Annotated in this window: 15 protein-coding genes and 1 tRNA gene; 10 read left to right on the forward strand and 6 right to left on the reverse strand. The window is 41.1% G+C overall.

Annotation, left to right across the window (positions count from 1 at the left end; genetic code table 11):
* Positions 1-9: 9 nt before the first annotated feature.
* From parC to ACFI4Z_RS09565, 5 genes are all read left to right on the forward strand, one after another.
* The gene (gene parC / locus ACFI4Z_RS09545; protein ID WP_462670376.1) at positions 10-2304 is read left to right on the forward strand and encodes a DNA topoisomerase IV subunit A; all 2295 of its coding nucleotides are present in this window, start codon (positions 10-12) and stop codon (positions 2302-2304) included.
* 204 nt (positions 2305-2508) lie between these two features.
* Positions 2509-3300, forward strand: a complete 792-nt coding sequence (locus ACFI4Z_RS09550) for a hypothetical protein (RefSeq protein ID WP_462670377.1) — start codon at positions 2509-2511, stop codon at positions 3298-3300.
* Between the two features lie 98 nt (positions 3301-3398).
* Positions 3399-4112, forward strand: a complete 714-nt coding sequence (locus ACFI4Z_RS09555) for a 1-acylglycerol-3-phosphate O-acyltransferase (RefSeq protein ID WP_462670378.1) — start codon at positions 3399-3401, stop codon at positions 4110-4112.
* Positions 4112-4447, forward strand: coding sequence for a ribonuclease E inhibitor RraB (gene rraB, locus ACFI4Z_RS09560; RefSeq protein ID WP_099296289.1), 336 nt, complete (start codon positions 4112-4114; stop codon positions 4445-4447). Before ACFI4Z_RS09555 ends, rraB begins: the two co-directional genes overlap by 1 nt.
* A 209-nt stretch (positions 4448-4656) precedes the next feature.
* Positions 4657-5865, forward strand: a complete 1209-nt coding sequence (locus tag ACFI4Z_RS09565; protein WP_462670379.1) for an HD-GYP domain-containing protein — start codon at positions 4657-4659, stop codon at positions 5863-5865.
* Here ACFI4Z_RS09565 and ACFI4Z_RS09570 read toward each other — a convergent pair.
* On the reverse strand, positions 5825-6148 hold the full coding sequence (locus ACFI4Z_RS09570) for a hypothetical protein (protein WP_462670380.1): 324 nt from the start codon (positions 6146-6148) through the stop codon (positions 5825-5827). The genes ACFI4Z_RS09565 and ACFI4Z_RS09570 overlap by 41 nt on opposite strands.
* 305 nt (positions 6149-6453) lie before the next feature.
* Here ACFI4Z_RS09570 and ACFI4Z_RS09575 point away from each other — a divergent pair, with 305 nt between their 5' ends.
* Positions 6454-7722: an outer membrane protein transport protein gene (locus tag ACFI4Z_RS09575; RefSeq protein WP_462670381.1), complete on the forward strand. Its 1269-nt coding sequence runs from the start codon at positions 6454-6456 to the stop codon at positions 7720-7722.
* Positions 7723-7762: 40 nt separating this feature from the next.
* Here the strand turns inward: ACFI4Z_RS09575 and ACFI4Z_RS09580 are convergent, their stop codons facing one another.
* The 4 genes from ACFI4Z_RS09580 to pepA all read right to left on the reverse strand — a co-directional run bounded on the left by ACFI4Z_RS09580 (position 7763) and on the right by pepA (position 13378).
* On the reverse strand, positions 7763-8206 hold the full coding sequence (locus tag ACFI4Z_RS09580) for a hypothetical protein (protein WP_462670382.1): 444 nt from the start codon (positions 8204-8206) through the stop codon (positions 7763-7765).
* Between the two features lie 121 nt (positions 8207-8327).
* Complete coding sequence (locus ACFI4Z_RS09585; protein WP_462670383.1) at positions 8328-11183, reverse strand: valine--tRNA ligase; 2856 nt, start codon at positions 11181-11183, stop codon at positions 8328-8330.
* Positions 11184-11242: 59 nt separating this feature from the next.
* Positions 11243-11689 (reverse strand): DNA polymerase III subunit chi, encoded by a 447-nt coding sequence (locus ACFI4Z_RS09590; RefSeq protein ID WP_394192774.1) that lies wholly within the window; start codon positions 11687-11689, stop codon positions 11243-11245.
* Between the two features lie 177 nt (positions 11690-11866).
* A complete protein-coding gene (gene pepA, locus ACFI4Z_RS09595) occupies positions 11867-13378 on the reverse strand; it encodes a leucyl aminopeptidase (RefSeq protein WP_462670384.1) in 1512 nt (503 codons plus the stop codon).
* 546 nt (positions 13379-13924) lie between these two features.
* Between pepA and lptF the strand changes: the two genes are divergently transcribed.
* Positions 13925-15037: an LPS export ABC transporter permease LptF gene (gene lptF, locus ACFI4Z_RS09600; RefSeq protein ID WP_462670385.1), complete on the forward strand. Its 1113-nt coding sequence runs from the start codon at positions 13925-13927 to the stop codon at positions 15035-15037.
* The gene (lptG, locus tag ACFI4Z_RS09605; RefSeq protein ID WP_462670386.1) at positions 15034-16101 is read left to right on the forward strand and encodes an LPS export ABC transporter permease LptG; all 1068 of its coding nucleotides are present in this window, start codon (positions 15034-15036) and stop codon (positions 16099-16101) included. The genes lptF and lptG overlap by 4 nt, the downstream gene beginning before the upstream one ends.
* 37 nt (positions 16102-16138) lie before the next feature.
* Here lptG and ACFI4Z_RS09610 read toward each other — a convergent pair whose 3' ends face one another.
* The gene (locus tag ACFI4Z_RS09610; protein ID WP_462670387.1) at positions 16139-16633 is read right to left on the reverse strand and encodes an RDD family protein; all 495 of its coding nucleotides are present in this window, start codon (positions 16631-16633) and stop codon (positions 16139-16141) included.
* A 251-nt stretch (positions 16634-16884) separates the two neighbouring features.
* On the opposite strand from ACFI4Z_RS09610, the gene ACFI4Z_RS09615 reads away from it, so the two are divergent.
* Positions 16885-16969, forward strand: a tRNA-Leu gene (locus ACFI4Z_RS09615).
* A 581-nt stretch (positions 16970-17550) separates the two neighbouring features.
* Positions 17551-19488 carry a BspA family leucine-rich repeat surface protein gene (locus tag ACFI4Z_RS09620; protein WP_462670388.1) on the forward strand — a complete coding sequence of 646 codons (1938 nt, stop codon included), beginning with the start codon at positions 17551-17553 and terminating at the stop codon, positions 19486-19488.
* Positions 19489-19491 lie beyond the last annotated feature (3 nt).

Raw genomic sequence — 19491 nt, forward strand, 5'->3', positions numbered from 1 at the left:
TAGGCTTTGATGAGTGATACAGATACCTTGCTGATGCAAGGAATTGAGCAACAAACAATGGGGCGTTTTACTGAAGACGCTTATTTGAATTATTCCATGTATGTGATCATGGATAGAGCATTGCCACATATTGGTGATGGCTTAAAACCAGTTCAGCGTCGTATTATTTATGCTATGAGTGAGCTGGGTTTATCAGCTGCGGCTAAATATAAAAAATCAGCGCGTACCGTCGGTGATGTACTTGGTAAATATCATCCGCATGGTGACAGTGCCTGTTACGAAGCTATGGTGTTAATGGCGCAACCATTCTCATACCGATATCCGCTCGTGGATGGCCAAGGTAACTGGGGTGCTGCCGATGATCCTAAATCATTTGCTGCAATGCGTTATACCGAAGCTCGTTTATCTAAGTTTTCAGAAGTATTACTGAAAGAGCTAGGTCAAGGCACCGTTGATTGGACTCCAAACTTTGACGGTACAATGAATGAGCCACAGGTGCTACCTGCTCGCCTACCGCATATACTCCTTAACGGTATTACAGGTATTGCTGTAGGCATGGCTACCGACATTCCACCTCACAACGTACGTGAAGTGGCTAGTGCGTGCTGCTTATTACTTGATAAACCTAAAACAGAACTTAACGAGATTTTAGAACTCGTTCACGCGCCTGATTACCCAACAGACGCTGAAATAATTACGCCAAAAGCTGATATTCAAAAAATTTATCAAACAGGGCGTGGTTCTATAAAAATGCGCGCTGTGTATACCCAGGAGCAAGGTGACATTGTGATCACTGCGTTGCCGCACCAGTGTTCTGGTAGTAAGGTACTTGAACAAATTGCAGCTCAGATGAATGCAAAAAAATTGCCAATGGTGGCTGATTTACGTGATGAATCAGATCACGAAAATCCAACTCGCATTGTTATTATCCCGCGGTCAAATCGAATAAAAGCAGAGCCACTAATGGCGCATTTATTTGCTACTACCGACCTTGAAAAAAATTATCGTGTTAACTTAAACATGTTAGGCCTAGATGGTCGTCCACAAGTAAAAGACTTGCGCAGTATTTTAACTGAATGGCTGGTATTTAGACGTGAAACAGTACGACGCCGCTTGCAGCATCGTTTAGATAAAGTGCTCGCACGGTTACATATTTTAGAAGGTTTATTGGCGGCCTTTTTAAATATCGACGAAGTGATTGAAATAATTCGTACTGAAGATAAGCCAAAGCCCGTCTTGATGGAGCGTTTCGATATTTCTGAAATTCAGGCTGAAGCGATTTTAGAGTTAAAGTTACGTCATTTAGCAAAACTTGAAGAGTTTAAAATTCGTGGTGAACAAGACGAGTTAGCAAAAGAACGTGACAAGCTTGAACTTACTTTAGGCTCAGATCGTCGTATGTCGACCTTACTGAAAAAGGAAATTCAAGAAGCTGCTGAACTTTATGGTGATGATCGCCGCTCACCAGTTGTTGAACGTATTGAAGCAAAAGCATTGAGCGAAAAAGACCTTATTCCGTCAGAGTCAGTAACCGTAGTGCTTTCTGAAAAAGGCTGGGCACGTGTTGGTAAAGGCCATGATATAGATGTTGAAGGTCTTAACTACCGAGCGGGTGATGAGTACAAAGCGTCAGCACGGGGTAAGAGCAATCAACCCGCAGTATTTTTAGACTCTGCAGGGCGAGCATTTGCCACTGATGCACATGGTTTGCCCTCAGCACGCAGTCAAGGTGAGCCAATGACAGGGCGCTTTAATCTAACTACAGGTGCTAATTTTGAGCACGTTGTAATGGGCGAAGATAAGCAAGTCTTACTAATGGCTTCAGACGCTGGCTATGGTTTTATTACTGATTTTATCGATTTAGTGAGCAAGAATAAAAACGGTAAAGCACTAGTTAGTGTGCCAAAAGGTGGGCAATTATTAGCACCTATTCGGGTTAATGATGTAGCGACAGATTATTGTATGGCGATCTCGAACGAAGGCCGGATGCTACTGTTCCCACTGCGTGATTTGCCAAAACTAGGTAAAGGTAAAGGCAATAAAATAATTTCTATACCTAGCGCTAAAGTACAAGCCCGTGAGGAGTTTGTAAAAGTACTCGCTGTTGTGCCACAAGGCTCGAGCGTTACATTGCACGCAGGTAAGCGTAAGTTAACACTCAAACCCAGTGATCTTGAGCATTATCATGGTGAGCGCGGACGCAGAGGTAATAAGTTACCCAGAGGCTTACAGCGTGTTGATGAGGCTGAAGTTGAGTTTACTACCTGCACTGATAGTGAAGCTGAGCAAAGCAATTTAGAGTAAATTTAGGCTAAAGCTAACTTATCATTACACGCATTTAAAAGATCTGCATTTGCAGGTCTTTTTTATGTTTATAACTTTTCGTTCCTAAAAAGTTTACATCTTGCGCTTAATAGTTTTAACTATTGGCGGTCTTCAGTTATGTGATTAAATAATATACGCAGTAGTTAACATGGAGTTTTAAATTTTTTATAAGGAATAAAGTATATGTATTTTAAAGTTTTAGCTTTTACATTGTGTGCAGTGAGTTTGGTTGGTTGCTCAGAACATGATGAGGAATATTACGCAGGTAACCTTGAAGCAGCTCAAACAAAAATAAAAGAGTGTGAAGAGCGCACAAAGCAGGCTTTTATCGAAAAGGACAAAGATAAACTACAGTCAATATCAGAGGATAAAGAATGTGTAGCGACAGATAAGATCTATCGAATTCACAAGAGTAAACTAAGAAAGCTTGAACATGAGCAACAGCAGGAAAGACTAAAAAAAGAGCAGAAGGAGAAGTTTAAAAAGTTCGACGCTGAGTACAAAAAACATCTTACCAAGCTTGAAACGTTATCCTATACTGACTTTTTAGTTGTTCAAGAACAACACTGTAAGCGCCTTACCTTTGAAAAAGTAAAACCTATTTGTAAAGCTTTTAATGAGTTGAAACCAATTAAAGAAAATGAACAAATTAATATTTTAAAGCAAAAGTATAAAGATAAAGAGCTAGAGGTTTATAAAGACGGAGTTTGTAAGGGCCTTTCTTTTGATGAAATTCAATGCAGCTTGAGTAAGCAAGCCGTTCGTGAACAGCGAGAAGAAATAAAAACTTATTATCTTGATAATAGAGATGCTCTCAAAAAAGATTTTAATGAGTGCTCTAATAGATATTCAGCGTTTAGAAAAGCCGGCAAAAATCGCGAGGCAACGCAATCTCTAAAAGAATACAAATGCCAAATGGTAGGTAAAGCCGCTAGAGAGCTCAAAGTATACAGCTTTAAAAAACCAATTAGTTAGTATTAAGATAAATTTTAAGCGTACATGTGTGCGCTTAACTCTCGTTATACAGCCTAAATAACGCTATAATGCGTTTTAGAACGTAGAGGAGAATTCTGTTGTTAGCTTTTATCCGTATTTTGATTATGGCTTTGTTTATATTAGTCAGTTGTTTTTGTGGCTTATTACTGTGTGTAGTTAAACCCTTTCATAAAAACAATGTACATGTTATTTCAAGTTGGTTTGGCTCAATGGCTAAAATGTTGGGTGTAAAGGTTGTTATTACACGCCACCCTGATGCACAAAATACAGGCCCAGCTGTGTATGTTGCAAATCATCAAAACAATTATGATTTATTTACAATACCCGCTGCAGTGCCGCAAGGCTGCGTTAGCTTGGGTAAAAAAAGTTTGAAGTGGATCCCATTTTTTGGGCAGCTTTATTGGCTATCAGGTAACATACTCATTGATAGAGGTAATCGTTCGAAAGCCGCAGGAACTATTTCTAAAACAGCTGAAAAAATTAAACAAAAAGGATTGTCTATTTGGATGTTTCCAGAGGGCACTCGAAGCTATGGGCGCGGCTTATTGCCATTTAAAACGGGGGCATTTCATACTGCCATGAATGCAAATGTACCTGTTGTACCTGTTTGTATGAGCACAACAGACAAAACCATTAAGCTAAATCGTTGGGACAATGGTACAATCTACATTGACATGTTAGCACCTCAGCACCTTGATAAAGAAATAGGTGCGCGTGAACACGCAGGTCGTATTCATACTATGATGGCTGCTAGAATAACCGAATTAGATGCCCAAGTGAGAGAAAAGTAATGGAAAATTGGCGTGAAATTAGTGAAGACATCGTCTCTTCTTTATTAGAAGATGGTTCTGATCCTGAAATTCTTTACGAAGTAGAGCACCACTTTGTTTGTGAAGACTTTGTAAAGCTTGAACAAGCAGCGCTAGCGGCATTTAAACTTGGCTATGACGTTGAAGAGCCAGCTGAGCTAGAGCTTGAAGATGGTGCAAAAATCTGGGGTTTTGATATTGTTGTTGAAGCCGAGCTTGATGTTGAAGTCATCATGGAAGATGTTGATAAGCTTGCACAGCTTGCTATTGATACAGGCGTTGAATACGACGGCTGGGGCACTTACTTCCAAGAGTAAATGTGATTCCGCCTAGGTTCTGGAACAAGAGCAAGAGCCTAGGTACGCTTTATTACCAACCTGCTTAATCTACTTCAAAGAACTTTATGTTCGTCACAGCAATTCAAAAACTAATCCATAATTCGTATTCGGTGTTTTATCTGTAGACATTTATTGTCATTAGTTGATAATAATATATTCGATTTTATAAAAGTAACGCAACTACATTTATGCTTATTTCTCTTCCTATTTCTGAGCTTGTGCCGGGTATGTTTGTAGACAGTGTCAGCAAGCAATATGAAGGTGTCGATAGCGTTAAGATAAAAACACGTGGTTTAGTTCGTGATAAGTCGATCATTAAACGACTAGTCGCTGAAGGTGTTGCTGAGCTTGTAATAGATTTCACCCAAAGCGATGTCAAAATCCCAGCTAAGTACCAACCAAAGCCACAAGTTCCCACCGAAAAGAAATCGACTGTAAAAGCAAAAAAAGCGTTCAGTGTTGAGCAAGAGTTTACAAAAGCAAGTGTAGCGTACGAGCAGCACAATCGAAAATTACAAAGTTTATATGGCGATATGACCTCTGGCTTAAAAATGAACCTTGCGCTGTTAGATGATATTGCCAAAGATATTGTGGCTTCAGTTTTTCGCAATCACAATGCTATGGCAATACTAACGCGTATAAAAGATAAAGATATGTATAACTGGCGTCATATGACCAACTGCGCCATTTTAGTCACTGTTTTTGCTAAGTACTTAGGTTACAAAGAAGCGATTGTGCAAGAGCTTGCGATGGGGGCATTACTGCATGATTTGGGTCAAGCAAAGTTGCCTCAAGGTATTTTCTCAAAAACAGAAGAAGTGAATGACCTTGAAATGCAAGCCATCAAAAAGCATGTTGTGCAGAGCTTGGGGCTTGTTAAGGGTGAAAAAGGCATAACGCCCTTGATGTTAGATATGATAGTCAATCATCATGAGCGACTTGATGGCAGTGGTTACCCACGAGGTATCAGTGCAGATAAATTGAGTCGCCCGGCGCGGATCATGGCAATTGTTGATGTGTATGATGCAATGAGCTCCGATAGGCCTCACCAGCTAGGAGCTGAGCCAATCAACGTGTTACGTTATTTACTTAGTAATAAAGATCTTTTTGATAGTGAATTGGTGCAGCGGTTTATAAAGTGTTTAGGTGTTCATCCTGTTGGCACAATTGTAAAACTGACCAATGAGCGATTAGGTCTCGTTACCCAAGGGAATCAGAAAAACCCAATCAAACCCAGTGTTAAAGTGTTTTATAATGCAAAGCATAACCATCACATAACACCAAAAGACGTCGATTTATCGGAAGAAGGCCATGATTTAAAAATTATCGCAAGTATCAAGCCGCTGGATTATCAGCTTAATTTGGCTCGTTTGTTAAAAGAGCACTTGCTTGCTTAGTTTTTTGGCAGCTTTTTTTGGCTGAATGCTTGGCCGAGAATAATGCACCGCCAAAACAACTTACCATTAATACCAGCCACAGCAATGTGCCTTGCTCAGAGTGAAGAGCTGCACAGCAACAAATTAGTGCGACAAATGCAGCTGCAATCGCACCTAGCCAATAATGATTTACGGGATTGTCGCACTCGCCAGCTCTGGTGCATGCACAATAATTAGCTTTGCAAAAACAATATACGCTAGCACCGCAGAGAATAAGCGCCACAGCAATAAATCCAATCTCCATTGCTTTTCCATTCAAAATAAAACATTGCAAATAGTCTAATTGGCTACAAACAGTAAGTCAACGCAAATGATAACTAGTTGCATTTGGTTGTTTTGTTATCTCATCCGATGAGTTTTAAAAAACTGTTACTTTGATGTTAAAAAACGGTATTTATAAGGTTTTTTAACGAATTGTTACAGTTTTTCGATAAAAATTAAGGTAGTGTAGCAAGGTTTTGAATATAGTAACTTGATCCTAAATAACCTGTACGCAGGTTAAAAATAACACACATGGGTATCCAAACTTTGTTTGGTTAAGGAAACACAATGAAATTTACTAAAACTCTTATTGCAGCATCGCTTGCTGTTATTTCTGCTGACAGCTTTGCCGCTGCCTTTCAGTTAGCAGAGCAAAATGCATCAGGCCTTGGACGTGCATACGCAGGTGAAGCATCTGTTGCTGATGATGCATCTGTTGTGGCGCGTAATCCTGCGTTAATGTCAGTTTTTAAAGAAAAGCAACTCAGTGTCGCAGGTATTGCGGTAATCCCTGATGTTAGTTTACGCGGTACAGAAGCGAGCAATGCATCAACAAATCCAAATCAATTAAATGATAGCAGCATCGCCCCTTCAGCAGTTATTCCGGCGGGCTACTTTGTCATGCCTGTAGATGACAAGTTTTCAGTTGGTTTTGGTGCTTTTTCTAATTTTGGTTTAGCCACTGAATTTGATGCTGACTATCCAGCAGGTCAATTAGCGGGTGAAACGGAAATTGTCACTGTTAATATGAACGTCAGTGGTTCATATAAAATCAACGAACAATTTAGCGTTGGTTTAGGCTTAAATTATATTTATGCTGATGCAAAAATTATTCGTAACTTTGGTGCCAACCCGTTTGGTGTGCCAGCTCAAACAGAAGCGGTTCATTTAGAAGGTGACGATACCGGCTTTGGTTGGAACGTGGGTGCAATGTACCAACTAGACCAAAATAGCCGTTTTGGGTTTAACTACCGCAGTGAAACTGATATTACCTTTGATGGACAATATTCAAATCAACTGCCTGCGTCAGCGCCATTCAATGGCCTTGCTGGGGCAAGTATTCCTGGCAGTGTTGAAATCACTTTACCAGCGATTGCTGAGTTTTCTGGTTCTCATCAGTTAGATGATAAAACAGGTCTGCATTACAGTGTAATGTGGACTGGTTGGGAAAGCTTTGACAAGTTAGAAGCGCAAGTTGAGGGTCGTGATGCGCCTGTATTCTCAAAAGAAGAGAACTTCTCTGACGCAATGCGTTACTCAATCGGTGCTGATTACCAGTTCAACGATGCTGTATTACTGCGTGCCGGTATTGCCTATGATGAGTCGCCTGCGGATAAAAACCACATGTCTATCTCTATTCCAGATACAGACCGTTTTTGGTACTCGTTTGGTGTTAACTACACCATGAGCGAGCAATCAAACATAGACATCGGTATGAGCATTTTACGTGGTAAAACGCAAAAGTTCACTGAGCCTGATAAATTAATGCAACAGTGGGGATTTGAGTCAAATGGCCACGCGTACTTATTTGGTGCGCAATACAACTACACTTTTTAAGTTAGTTAATAAAGATTAAAGGCAGCTTTTGCTGCCTTTTTTAAAATTGATAGCCCACATGTATACCTACGGTGCCTTCTATTTTTTCAGTGTCTTTCTTTTCACAAAACACCACGCAGTCCCCATCTTCCTCTTTTACACCTGCGCTTAAACCTAGTATCCAACTCGTATTATCAATACCTTGGAAGTAGTAATTTAACTTAGCAACAACATAGCCATCTTCAGCAACTGCAACCTGTTGACCAGCACTGAAACCAACAGTGGTATGGGCTGACATAGAGTACTCGTAACCAAGTGAATAGCCAATAGCACCTACAGCAGCAGAAAGTGCGTGTAAATCTTCAATTGAATATTTGTATTTAACTCCAGCATGACCGCCAAACTCATAGAACCCAGCACCAGCAGAGAACGTATTTTTTGCCATAGCTGAAGTGCAGCAAAATGATAAAGCCAATAGTACAAAAATAAATAGTTTATTTTTCACTGTTTAAAAATTCCTGTGATTTATAATTTTCACAGTAAGTATAAGTAGATGGACTTTAAATAGAAACAAAAAAGCGAGCTATGAAGCTCGCTTTTTGAAGAAGGTAAATAAGCGTCAGTGCTTATAAGCTTTCAATTTTTTCTTTTTGCTCAAGTAACTTGGCTTTAGCGTCTGAGTACTCAGCCAGTTTTTCATGCTCTTTGGCAAGTACTGCTTGTGGTGCATTATTAACGAACTTTTCGTTCGCAAGTTTATTTTGCACTTGAGCAAGGCCTTTTTCTGCTTTTTCAAGTTGCTTAGCAATACGGGCAAGCTCGGCATCAACATCAATTAGACCAGCCATTGGGATCATGATCTCAAGGTTGCCTACGTATGATGTCGCACAAGCTGGCGCATCATCTTTGTTCTCTAGCAATGTGAATGCTTCAATTTTAGCTAGTGACGCTAAAAAGCTTTCGTTTTCTTCAATACGGCGCTTGTCTTCGCTTGACGCATTAGCAAGTAACACTGAAAGTGGTTTGCTTGGACTGATGTCCATTTCACCACGAATATTACGAATGGCGACAATGAATTGCTTAACCCATTCTAAGTCTTCCATTGCTTTAGCATCAACACTTGCAGCATTATAAGCAGGGAAGGCTTGAACCATTATACTGGTGTTCTCTGTTTCAAGGCCTGCTAGAGGTGCAACGCGCTGCCAAATAGTTTCAGTGATGTATGGCATCATTGGGTGCATTAAGCGTAATAAACTTTCAAGTACAGTGATTAGCGTATGACGCGTACCACGTTGTTGTGCTTCATTACCTTTGAATAACACTGGCTTAGTAAGCTCTAAGTACCAATCACAGAACTGGTTCCAGGTGAATTCATAAAGCGTATTAGCGGCAAGGTCAAAACGGTAGTTGTCTAGGTGCTCAGTATACGTTTTAACAGTCGCTTCATACTGACCTAAAATCCAGCGATCAGCTAGCGAGTACTCTTTTGCTGCATCGTTTGCAAAACCACAATCTTGCTCTTCGGTGTTCATTAGTACGTAACGGCTAGCATTCCATAACTTATTACAGAAGTTACGATAACCTTCAAGGCGGTTCATATCCCAGTTGATATCACGACCCGTTGAAGCCATTGCTGCCAAAGTAAAGCGCAGTGCATCGGTACCGTGTGCTTCAATACCGTTATCAAAAGTTTTACGGGTGTTCTTTTCAATCTTTTTCGCAAGCTGCGGCTGCATCATGTTGCCAGTGCGCTTAGTTACTAAGCTCTCAAGATCGATACCGTCAATCATGTCGATTGGATCAAGAACGTTACCTTTTGACTTAGACATCTTATCGCCATTTTCATCGCGAATAAGACCGGTAACGTAAACCGTTTTAAAAGGCACTTGTGGCTTGCCGTTGTCATCTTTGATGAAGTGCATGGTCATCATGATCATGCGTGCCACCCAGAAAAAGATAATATCAAAACCAGTTACCAACACGTCTGACGGGTGGAAGGTTTTTAGATCATCGGTATTTTCAGGCCAACCTTGTGTTGAGAAGGTCCAAAGTGCAGATGAGAACCAGGTATCAAGCACATCCTCGTCTTGGCTTAGCGCTACATCATCAGCGATGTTGTTTTCGCGGCGTACTTCTGCTTCATCACGACCAACAAATACATTGCCTTCGCTATCATACCAAGCAGGAATACGGTGACCCCACCAAAGCTGGCGTGAAATACACCAATCTTGTACGTCGTTCATCCACGAGAAATACATGTTTTCATATTGCTGTGGTACAAATTGAATGTCGCCATTTTTAACAGCGTCTTTTGCAGGCTCAGCAAGAGGTGCAACACGTACATACCATTGGTCAGTTAGTAGTGGCTCAATAACCACACCAGAGCGGTCGCCATAAGGTACAGTTAACGCATGATCTTCGATTTTTTCAAGTAAACCAAGCTCTTCAAACTCAGCAATAATCGCTTTACGCGCTTCAAAACGGTCGAGGCCGTGTAAGCGCTCAGGAATTGGTGCGTCAAACTCAAGTTCTTTACCATCAAAGGTGTAAGTTTCACCTTGGGCTAATACCGCAGCATCTTTATCAAAGATATTGATCATCGGCATTTGATGGCGCTTACCCACTTCGTTATCGTTAAAGTCATGAGCTGGGGTTATCTTCACACAACCCGTGCCTTTGTCTTTATCGGCATGTTCATCGGCGACAATTTTGATACGGCGATTAACAATCGGCAGTAAAATGTCTTTACCGATCAAATCTTGATAGCGTTCGTCATCTGGGTTTACTGCAACACCTGAGTCACCTAGCATGGTTTCTGGACGGGTAGTTGCAACAACAATGTAGTCTTTACCGTCTTGAGTTTTAACACCATCCGCCAGCGGGTAACGTAAGTTCCACATGTGGCCTTGTTTGTCTTTATTTTCAACTTCAAGGTCAGAGATAGCAGTGTGTAATTTAGGATCCCAGTTTACTAGGCGCTTACCACGGTAAATTAAATCTTCTTTGTGCAGGCGCACGAATACTTCTTTAACCGCTTCAGATAAGCCATCATCCATAGTAAAGCGTTCACGATCCCAATCAACTGATGCGCCAAGACGACGAAGTTGCTTGGTGATAGTGCCACCAGATTGATTTTTCCAATCCCAAATTTTATCGATAAATGCGTCTCGGCCTAAATCGTGGCGTGTTTTACCTTCTTCGGCAGACAGCTTACGTTCAACCAACATTTGGGTTGCGATACCTGCGTGGTCAGTACCTACTTGCCATAAGGTGTTATTGCCTTGCATACGCTTAAAACGCGTTAAGGTATCCATAATGGTATCTTGGAAGGCGTGGCCCATGTGTAAGCTACCCGTGACATTTGGCGGTGGGATCATAATTGAATATGCGTCGCCTTGGCCAGATGGTTTAAAATAGCCTTTTTCTTCCCAGTCTTGGTATAGCGACTGTTCAATATCTTGCGGATTGTAGGTTTTATCCATTACACAGAACCTTAAATAAGTACTTAAATGAGTTGGTTAGTTAGTCTTTCTAAGAGCGACTAGCTATTAATATCTTGCGTGGTGATATTGGCACCTAGTTGGCGCAATTTTTTAAAGCGCTCACGAGCAGCTTGTTTAGCGACTGCCTCTACGGGTACAAAATCAAAAACTTGGTTAAAGCGACGAATAAAATCCGGAAGCTGTGCGGCCAAATTTATTAAAACTTTTCGATTACTGACCGGAGGTGTCATACCAATTTCAACAGGTGCACCGCCTTTTGGCCCTTCACCTTGGAGGTTGTGAGGCACAAAGCTGTCAGGGTCAAATGACCAAATCGTTTCATCAATGGCATGGGCTGTTTCTGTGTTATCAACAAAAACAAAAACACGGTGACCAAGGCGATACTGTTCTGCGGCAATTTGTGCGGCTAAGGCAAAATGATCATCCGCTTTCGCTTGTGACTCATCTTGTTGCTTTAGAACAAAAAATTGGGCATTGATGCTCATTGTATCGGGGTTTCCCATTGCATTGCATATGTGGCTTTTTAGCACACATAAATTAGAGCAAGGATTTTGCCATAAAACAGGGTTTGCTTCAATGAATACACTACGTTACTCATTAATTAGTGGGGAACAAAAAAGGCGCTAAACAAGCGCCTTTTAGATGACTATAAGTATGAATACTTAGTCTTGTGCAGCATCGCTTACACCAGCACGATTTAGCAAATATTGCGTCAACATAGGCACAGGACGACCTGTCGCACCTTTGTTTTTGCCACTACGCCATGCTGTACCGGCTACATCTAAATGTGCCCAGTTATACTTTTTAGTAAACTTAGATAAGAAGCAGGCTGCGGTAATTGTGCCAGCTGCGCGTCCGCCTAAGTTAGTAAAATCAGCAAATGGGCTTTCTAGCTGATCTTGATAATCATCCCACAATGGTAGCTGCCATGCACGGTCGCCACTTTGTTCAGAGGCTTTTAATAAATCATGAGCAAGTGGATTATGGTTTGATAATAAACCGGTTGCATGTGCGCCAAGTGCAACAATACATGCACCTGTTAGAGTGGCAACATCAATTACTGTCTCTGGCTCAAAACGCTCAACATATGTAAGGGCGTCGCATAATACTAAGCGACCTTCAGCATCGGTATTAAGTACTTCAACTGTTTGCCCTGACATAGTGGTTAAAATATCCCCTGGGCGATAAGCGTTTGAGCTAGGCATGTTTTCACAGCCGGCTAAAATACCAATCACATTAATAGGTAATTGCATTTGTGCAAGAGAGCGCATTGCGCCAATAACACCGGCTGCACCACCCATGTCGTATTTCATTTCATCCATACCTTCGCCTGGCTTAAGAGAAATACCGCCAGAGTCAAAAGTAAGGCCTTTACCAACTAGAACGATAGGGGCTTGATCTTTTGCGCCCCCTTGGTAGTTAATAACCGACATAACCGATTCGTTGTCACTACCACGGCCAACGGCTAAGTATGAGTTCATACCAAGTTCAGCCATTTTCTCTTCGCCGATAAGCTCAACGCTTACGTTTTCAAAATTGGTAGCCAGTTCTTGGGCTTGCTCGCCTAAATACGCAGGGTTACAAATATTTGGTGGCATATTTGCTACGTCTTTACATAGTTTGCTGCCCGCAGCGATAGCTAAGCCGTGCTCAATAGCGCTTTCACCGATGGTTAATTCGCGACGCGTTGGTACATTAAATACAATTTTACGCAGTGGGCGACGTGGGTCGCTCTTTTTACTTTTTAATTGGTTAAACGTGTATAAGCAGTCTTGTGTTGTTTCAACCGCCTGGCGAACCTTCCAATAAGTATCGCGGCTTTTAACATGTTGCTCAGTTAAAAAGCACACTGCTTCCATCGAACCCGTTTCGTTTAGAGTGTTGATGGTTTTTGAAATAATTTGTTTGTATTGCTTGTCGTCAAGCTCACGCTCTTTACCACATCCAACTAATAAAATTCGTTCACTCAGTACATTTGGCACATGGTGTAATAACAGCACTTGGCCTGGCTTGCCTTCAAGGTCACCACGACGAAGTAAATTAGAGATATAACCATCACTGATTTTATCGAGTTGTTCACCAATGGGGGATAAACGACGTGGCTCATAAACGCCAACTACAATACATGCGCTACGCTGCTTTTCAGGACTTCCACTTTTTACGCTAAATTCCATTGTCACTCCTAATTTTGAGTCATAGAACCCTTAATATGGGTAATTAAATAAATTTCTAGTGCTAAGTAATTTAATTGGTTTAATCTTAGACTAAAAACGTTAACTCATTATGTGTTTTTGAACTTTATACCTTTGACTCGATTAATACCACTAAAGCAGCAATATATCGTGTTGTTAGGTATGATAAATATACCCAAATCACCTCAAGATGCAGAATTCAGTGTTTCACAGGGGCTTAATATCAAGGCGTTACTTTGCAACAATGGCCGTCCCTTTTAAGAAGGAACAACGATGAGAGTAAGTTTCTGTGAAATGCCCAGCGGGTTGGTTTAAAAGCGATTTATACTGCGTTATTGATTTTAACAATAGAACCACTATTACTTGCAATCAACACCTTGGCTAAATCGCTTTTAATTCCAACGACGCTCGCATCTTGAGGTGGTTTGGGTATAATGCTGATGACATATAATAAACAGAGTAAAACGCTAAGTTTACTTAGTTTTTCCCACAATTGAAGTGAAACACGATGTTTAACAGGGGCAAGCATTGCTAATTTTCCGTTATTTGACCACTGAAGTTTTAAAGTCTCAGGTCGCTGTATTTTTAACCCTAATGACCATCTTTTTGTCACAAAAGTTTGTGGTTATTTTAGGGGATGCGTCCGAAGGTGGTATTCCCGCTAAGCTAGTGCTGTCGATGATTGCACTTAAACTTCCACAATTAGCCTCATTAATTTTACCGCTAAGTATTTTTCTTGGGATCATACTTGCTTATAGCCGTATTTACGCTGATAGCGAAATGACCGTACTTAAAGCCTGTGGAGTCAGTGAATGGTATGTTGTTCGTGTTACTCTTATTTCAAGTTTTGGTTTGGCAATAATGGCTGGATTTTTAACACTCTATGTCGCCCCTTGGGCCAGCGAACTTGAATACCAATTAAAAGAGCAAGCCAAAGCTGATGCTGGGTTGTCTGCATTAAGAGCTGGGCGCTTCCAACAAACAGGCAATGAAAAAGCGGTTGTATTTATTCATAATATTGATAATGGCGGCAAAGAACTCAATAAAGTTTTTGTTGCACAATTACCTGACAGTGAAAAAGATAACTTAGCGCGTTTGGTTTATGCACAGCGAGGTGTGGTTGTTGAGCAAGAGAATGGTGAGCAGCAGCTTGTCCTTAGCGAAGGTAAACGTTATGAAACAGATGGCCAAACACCAGCGCTTAACCTAACAGAGTTCGATGGTTACAGTGTACAGATACGCGAACAAGAGGTGGAGCACCAGCGCCGCAAGTTAGAAGCTGTACCAACGATGAATTTAATCTCAATGAATACGCCTGAAGCCGTAGCGCAATGGCAATGGCGTTTAGCAATTCCGCTTTCAATACCATTACTTACATTGCTGGCAGTTCCTTTGAGTGTTGTAAACCCGCGACAAGGCAAATTTGCAAAATTAGTGCCCGCCATCAGCCTCTATTTGGGGTATTTTATATTACTTAATGCGGCAAAATTTGCGGTTGAAGATGGCAAAATACCGCCATCAATTGGGTTGTGGTGGATTCATATTACAGCCCTATTCATAGGTGGGTTTTTAATTATAAAAGGGCGGCCAGTGGGTGCTTGGCTCAAAGCGATTGTTACTAAGCGGGAGTTAGGCGCATGATGAAAACTCTCGATTTATATTTGGGTAGAAGCATTATTCAGACTACCGGCTTTGCGCTTATGGTTTTGGTGGGCATAAGCACCTTAATTAAGTTTATTGAGCAACTTAAATCGGTTGGCCGTGGTAGTTATGATATTGCAACTGCGCTGCTTTACACTGTGTACAGTCTACCCGGTGATTTAGTGGTTTTTTTCCCAATGGCTGCTTTAATAGGTGGTCTCACCGGTTTGGGAGCGCTTGCTTCTAATAGTGAGCTAGTTGTAATGCAGGCGGCGGGTATGTCGCGCTTGCAAATCATCATATCAGTAATGAAGACTGCCGTGCTTATGGCAATTTGCATGATGGCTCTTGGCGAGTGGGGCGCACCTGAGGCACAGCAAAAAGCCAAAGAAATACGCAACCAAGCAATTTACGGTGGTGATGTCTTTAACGCACAAAAAGGCGTTTGGGCTAAAGATGGTAATAACTTCATCAATATTGAAGATGTTGATCAAAATGGTGTTTTGCACAGTGTTAATATGTATCACTTTGATAATTCATTACAACTGACTGAGATAACCAAAGTACGAGAAGCTGTGAGCAGGAACGATGGCTGGTTATTACGTGATGTAAGTAAGGTACAAATAGGTGAAGAGCAAATTATTACCCAGCAGCTCGATGAAGAATTTTATGAGTCACAACTTACAGCAGAAAAGCTTGGAGTCGTGTCTGTAAAGCCAGAGTCACTGTCGTTTACTGGGCTCTGGTCATACTTAGATTATCTTGAACAGAACGAGCAAGATGTGAGTACGTATGAGCTCGCGCTATGGCGTAAGATTATGCAGCCAGTGTCAATTGCCGTTATGTTATTGGTTGCTTTATCATTTATATTTGGCCCCCTTAGGACTGTGACTATGGGCGCACGTATAGTGATGGGGGTTGTAACCGGAATTGTATTTCACTTAACTAATGAAATCTTTGGTCCAGTAGTGATGGTGTATCAAATACCTGCGATTATAGGCGCAACACTACCGAGTATTATATTTATTGGTTTTGCGACTTATCTGCTAAATAAACGAAATTAAAAAAAGGAGCTAGGTACTAGCTCCTTAAAATACACTGTTAATCTAATGAACGATAAATTCGTTTGTTCTCTTCTTTTGATAATGCCACTACTTCTGTTTTAGCAATATAATCTTGCAGCGCACGTTTGTTTTTAAAATCAACCAGCACCACCAAGTTACCCAATCCTAATAATGCACTAAGGCTGCGAATAATAGCTTGTGGCCAACTGATCAGATTACCGTCGCGTGTTTGCACTTTTAAGCGCCATGCCCGCATACCAATTGTTTGACCGCTCTTTGTCCAAAAGTAAGCAAAAAATACAATGTTAACAGCAACAAATAATGCACTGCGGATACCATACAACAGTGGAGAATCTTGAATCAAAGCTGCAGGGTCTTCGGTTGGCGCGATAACACCCAAAGCAATAAAACTTTGTATCGCTGCAAAGTATAAAATAGCCGTTAGCATAGACAATGAAATAACGACTAATGAGTCGTAAATTAATGAAGCAAAGCGGCGCCAAAAGCCCGCACTTGGAAAGTCATCAGACATAAATATACTCAAAAAGTTGATATGCGAGCTAGTTTAGCAAATAGGGTGACAAATACTAGGACTGCAAAACAGCACAATGTTAATGGTTGCTCAATTGTTAAGCGGTTGTTCACGCATTTGTAAAAAAGGCTTGCCGCTAAGGCCATTGTTTGTATAATGCTTGGCATAGAGACGAAGACAGCTTTATAAGTCCTAGCTCTAAAGTGGTTTTTCTTTATCTTCTCGTGTTTAGAAGGTTAAAGAAAAATGATGCCAGCGTGATGAAATTGGTAGACATGGGGGATTCAAAATCCCCTTCCGAAAGGAGTGGCGGTTCGAGTCCGCCCGCTGGTACCACTTTTGATGACCCCGACCAAATTGGTTGGGGTTTTTTTATGTCTGAAATAAAATGAAATACGGACTCGAGCGCCACTTGGAGTGGCACTGTTACGAGTTAAAGTCCGCCCGCTGGTACCACTTTTGATGACCCCGACCAAATTGGTTGGGGGTTTTTTTATGTCTGAAATTTGTGTAGGCGGACTCGATCGCCACTTGGAGTGGCACTGTTACGAGTTAAAGTCCGCCCGCTGGGTGAGAGTAAACCGAAACGAAGTTTTGCAGTTGCTCGAAGTGAGTTCATGGATGAGCGATGGATGCAGCTTCATGGATGAATTACGATTTCAGGTTTAAAAAATGAAATGCAAACTTGAGCGCTACTCAAAACAATATTTGACGATGAACCCTAGCTTTTTTAGCTAGTCCGTATCGTTCAAACTTTCCCTCATGCTGATTAAAAAACTTATCAACAATAGTACATTGGTAAATAAATACAGATTACCTGTTATGGGTATAGTAGAATGCGCGCCCTAAATATATTTTTACTTTATTACTTACCCTTACTCAAAGTTCGTATTTTGAAGCATTTTAAAGGAAAAAAAATGACGACTAATCGATTATTTATCTTTAAGCATATTTTTATTTTGTGCATTGTGTTTACATTATCTGCTTGTGGCGGAGGCTCTGGTGGTGCTGAAAAAGCTGACACAAAAACAAATTCAAACCTAGATACCACAGCGCCTATTATTACTTTAAATGGTTCGCAGGCTATTACACTCAAAATAGGCAGTAGCTACCAAGAGTATGGTGCATCTGCTTTAGACGATAAAGACGGTAGCGTAAGTGTTAGCGTGTCAGGCTCTTTGAACCTCAATCAAGCTGGTGTATATACGTTTACATACACTGCAACTGACAGTGCGGGAAACTCTTCAAGTGTCATTAGAACAATTACAGTGGTTGCACCAGATGATACACAAGCGCCGAATATAACGTTGAATGGTGAAAAGTCTATTTCTCTTGAATTTGGCGAATCATACCAAGAGCTAGGGGCGCAAGCACAAGACAATGAGGATGGAACAGTCAGTGTCGCTATTTCAGGCTCTGTGGATGAAAGTACACCCGGCGACTACACAATTACATACACCGCAGTTGATTCCGCTGGTAATACGAGTTTAATTACTCGAAAAGTGACAGTACTTGACGCTAAAGACACTGCACCACCGCTGCTTACTCTCATTGGTAAAAAGTATATTAAGTTATTCTTAAATGAAGAGTACTCAGAGCAAGGGGCGTCGGCACTTGATGACTTTGACGGTGTAATCAGTACAAAAGTATTTGGTGAGGTTGACGTTAATAACGCAGGTGTATACATAGTTACCTACACTGCAACAGATAAAGCAGGAAACACGGCAAGTATTGAGCGCACTGTTGAGGTGGTTATACCTCGTGAATTTATCACAACCTGGAAAACGGATAATACACAACTGCTCTCAACAGATGCTAATACAGTTAAAATTACAACGAAAGGCGAGGGTTATAACTTCCAGATAGAGTGGGGCGATGGCACTATCGACCGCAATGTTGTTAATACAATTACCCACACATACGACACCAGCGGAACCTATACCATTAAAATAAGTGGTGATTTTCCACGTTTTTACTTTGATGAAACGCAAGCTGATTGGAACAAATTATTAACTGTAGAGCAATGGGGTGATATTCGTTGGTCATCAATGGAGCGTGCATTTATAAACTGCTCTAACCTTGTTATTAATGCCTTAGATACACCTGACTTATCAAACGTAACGAATCTCTCTTACATGTTTTCGTATGCGCAATCGTTCAATCAAGACATAAACGATTGGGATGTTTCTACTATTACAGATATGACAGGTATGTTTCAAGGAGCTATTTTATTTGATCAACCCCTTGAAAGCTGGGATGTGTCTCGTGTCGTAAGAATGGGGCATATGTTTGATGGTGCAACAAACTTTAATCAAGATATTAGCAATTGGGATACAGCGAGCTTAAAAGACATGATACGCATGTTTAATAATGCCAGCCAGTTCAACCAACCAATTGGCAGGTGGTCAGTTGGCGGTGTTTATAGGATGACAGGACTATTTGCTAATGCAGAGTCGTTTAATCAAGACTTAGGTGATTGGAAAGTTGGGGTTGTATTTTATATGGGCAATATGTTTGATGGTGCATCAGCATTTAATCAAGACATTGGCCGCTGGAATGTGTCTGGTGTTGCCTATATGAACAGTATGTTTCGCAATGCGGTTTCATTTGATCAAAACTTAAGTGAGTGGGATATTTCTAACCTCAGTGATATGCGTAGCATGTTTGAAGGGATTGCATTGTCAGTTGAAAACTACGATGCCCTTCTCAATGGCTGGAGTAAATTATCGGCCCCACCGCTAAAAATTGGTTTTCATGCTGGTAATAGCCAGTACTCTGAAGCTGGAAAAACCGGACGCGACATCTTAACAGGTATACACGAATGGAATATTGCTGATGGCGGAATAATGCAATAGCAT

It is taken from the genome of Pseudoalteromonas sp. RWi3, from assembly GCF_054960735.1.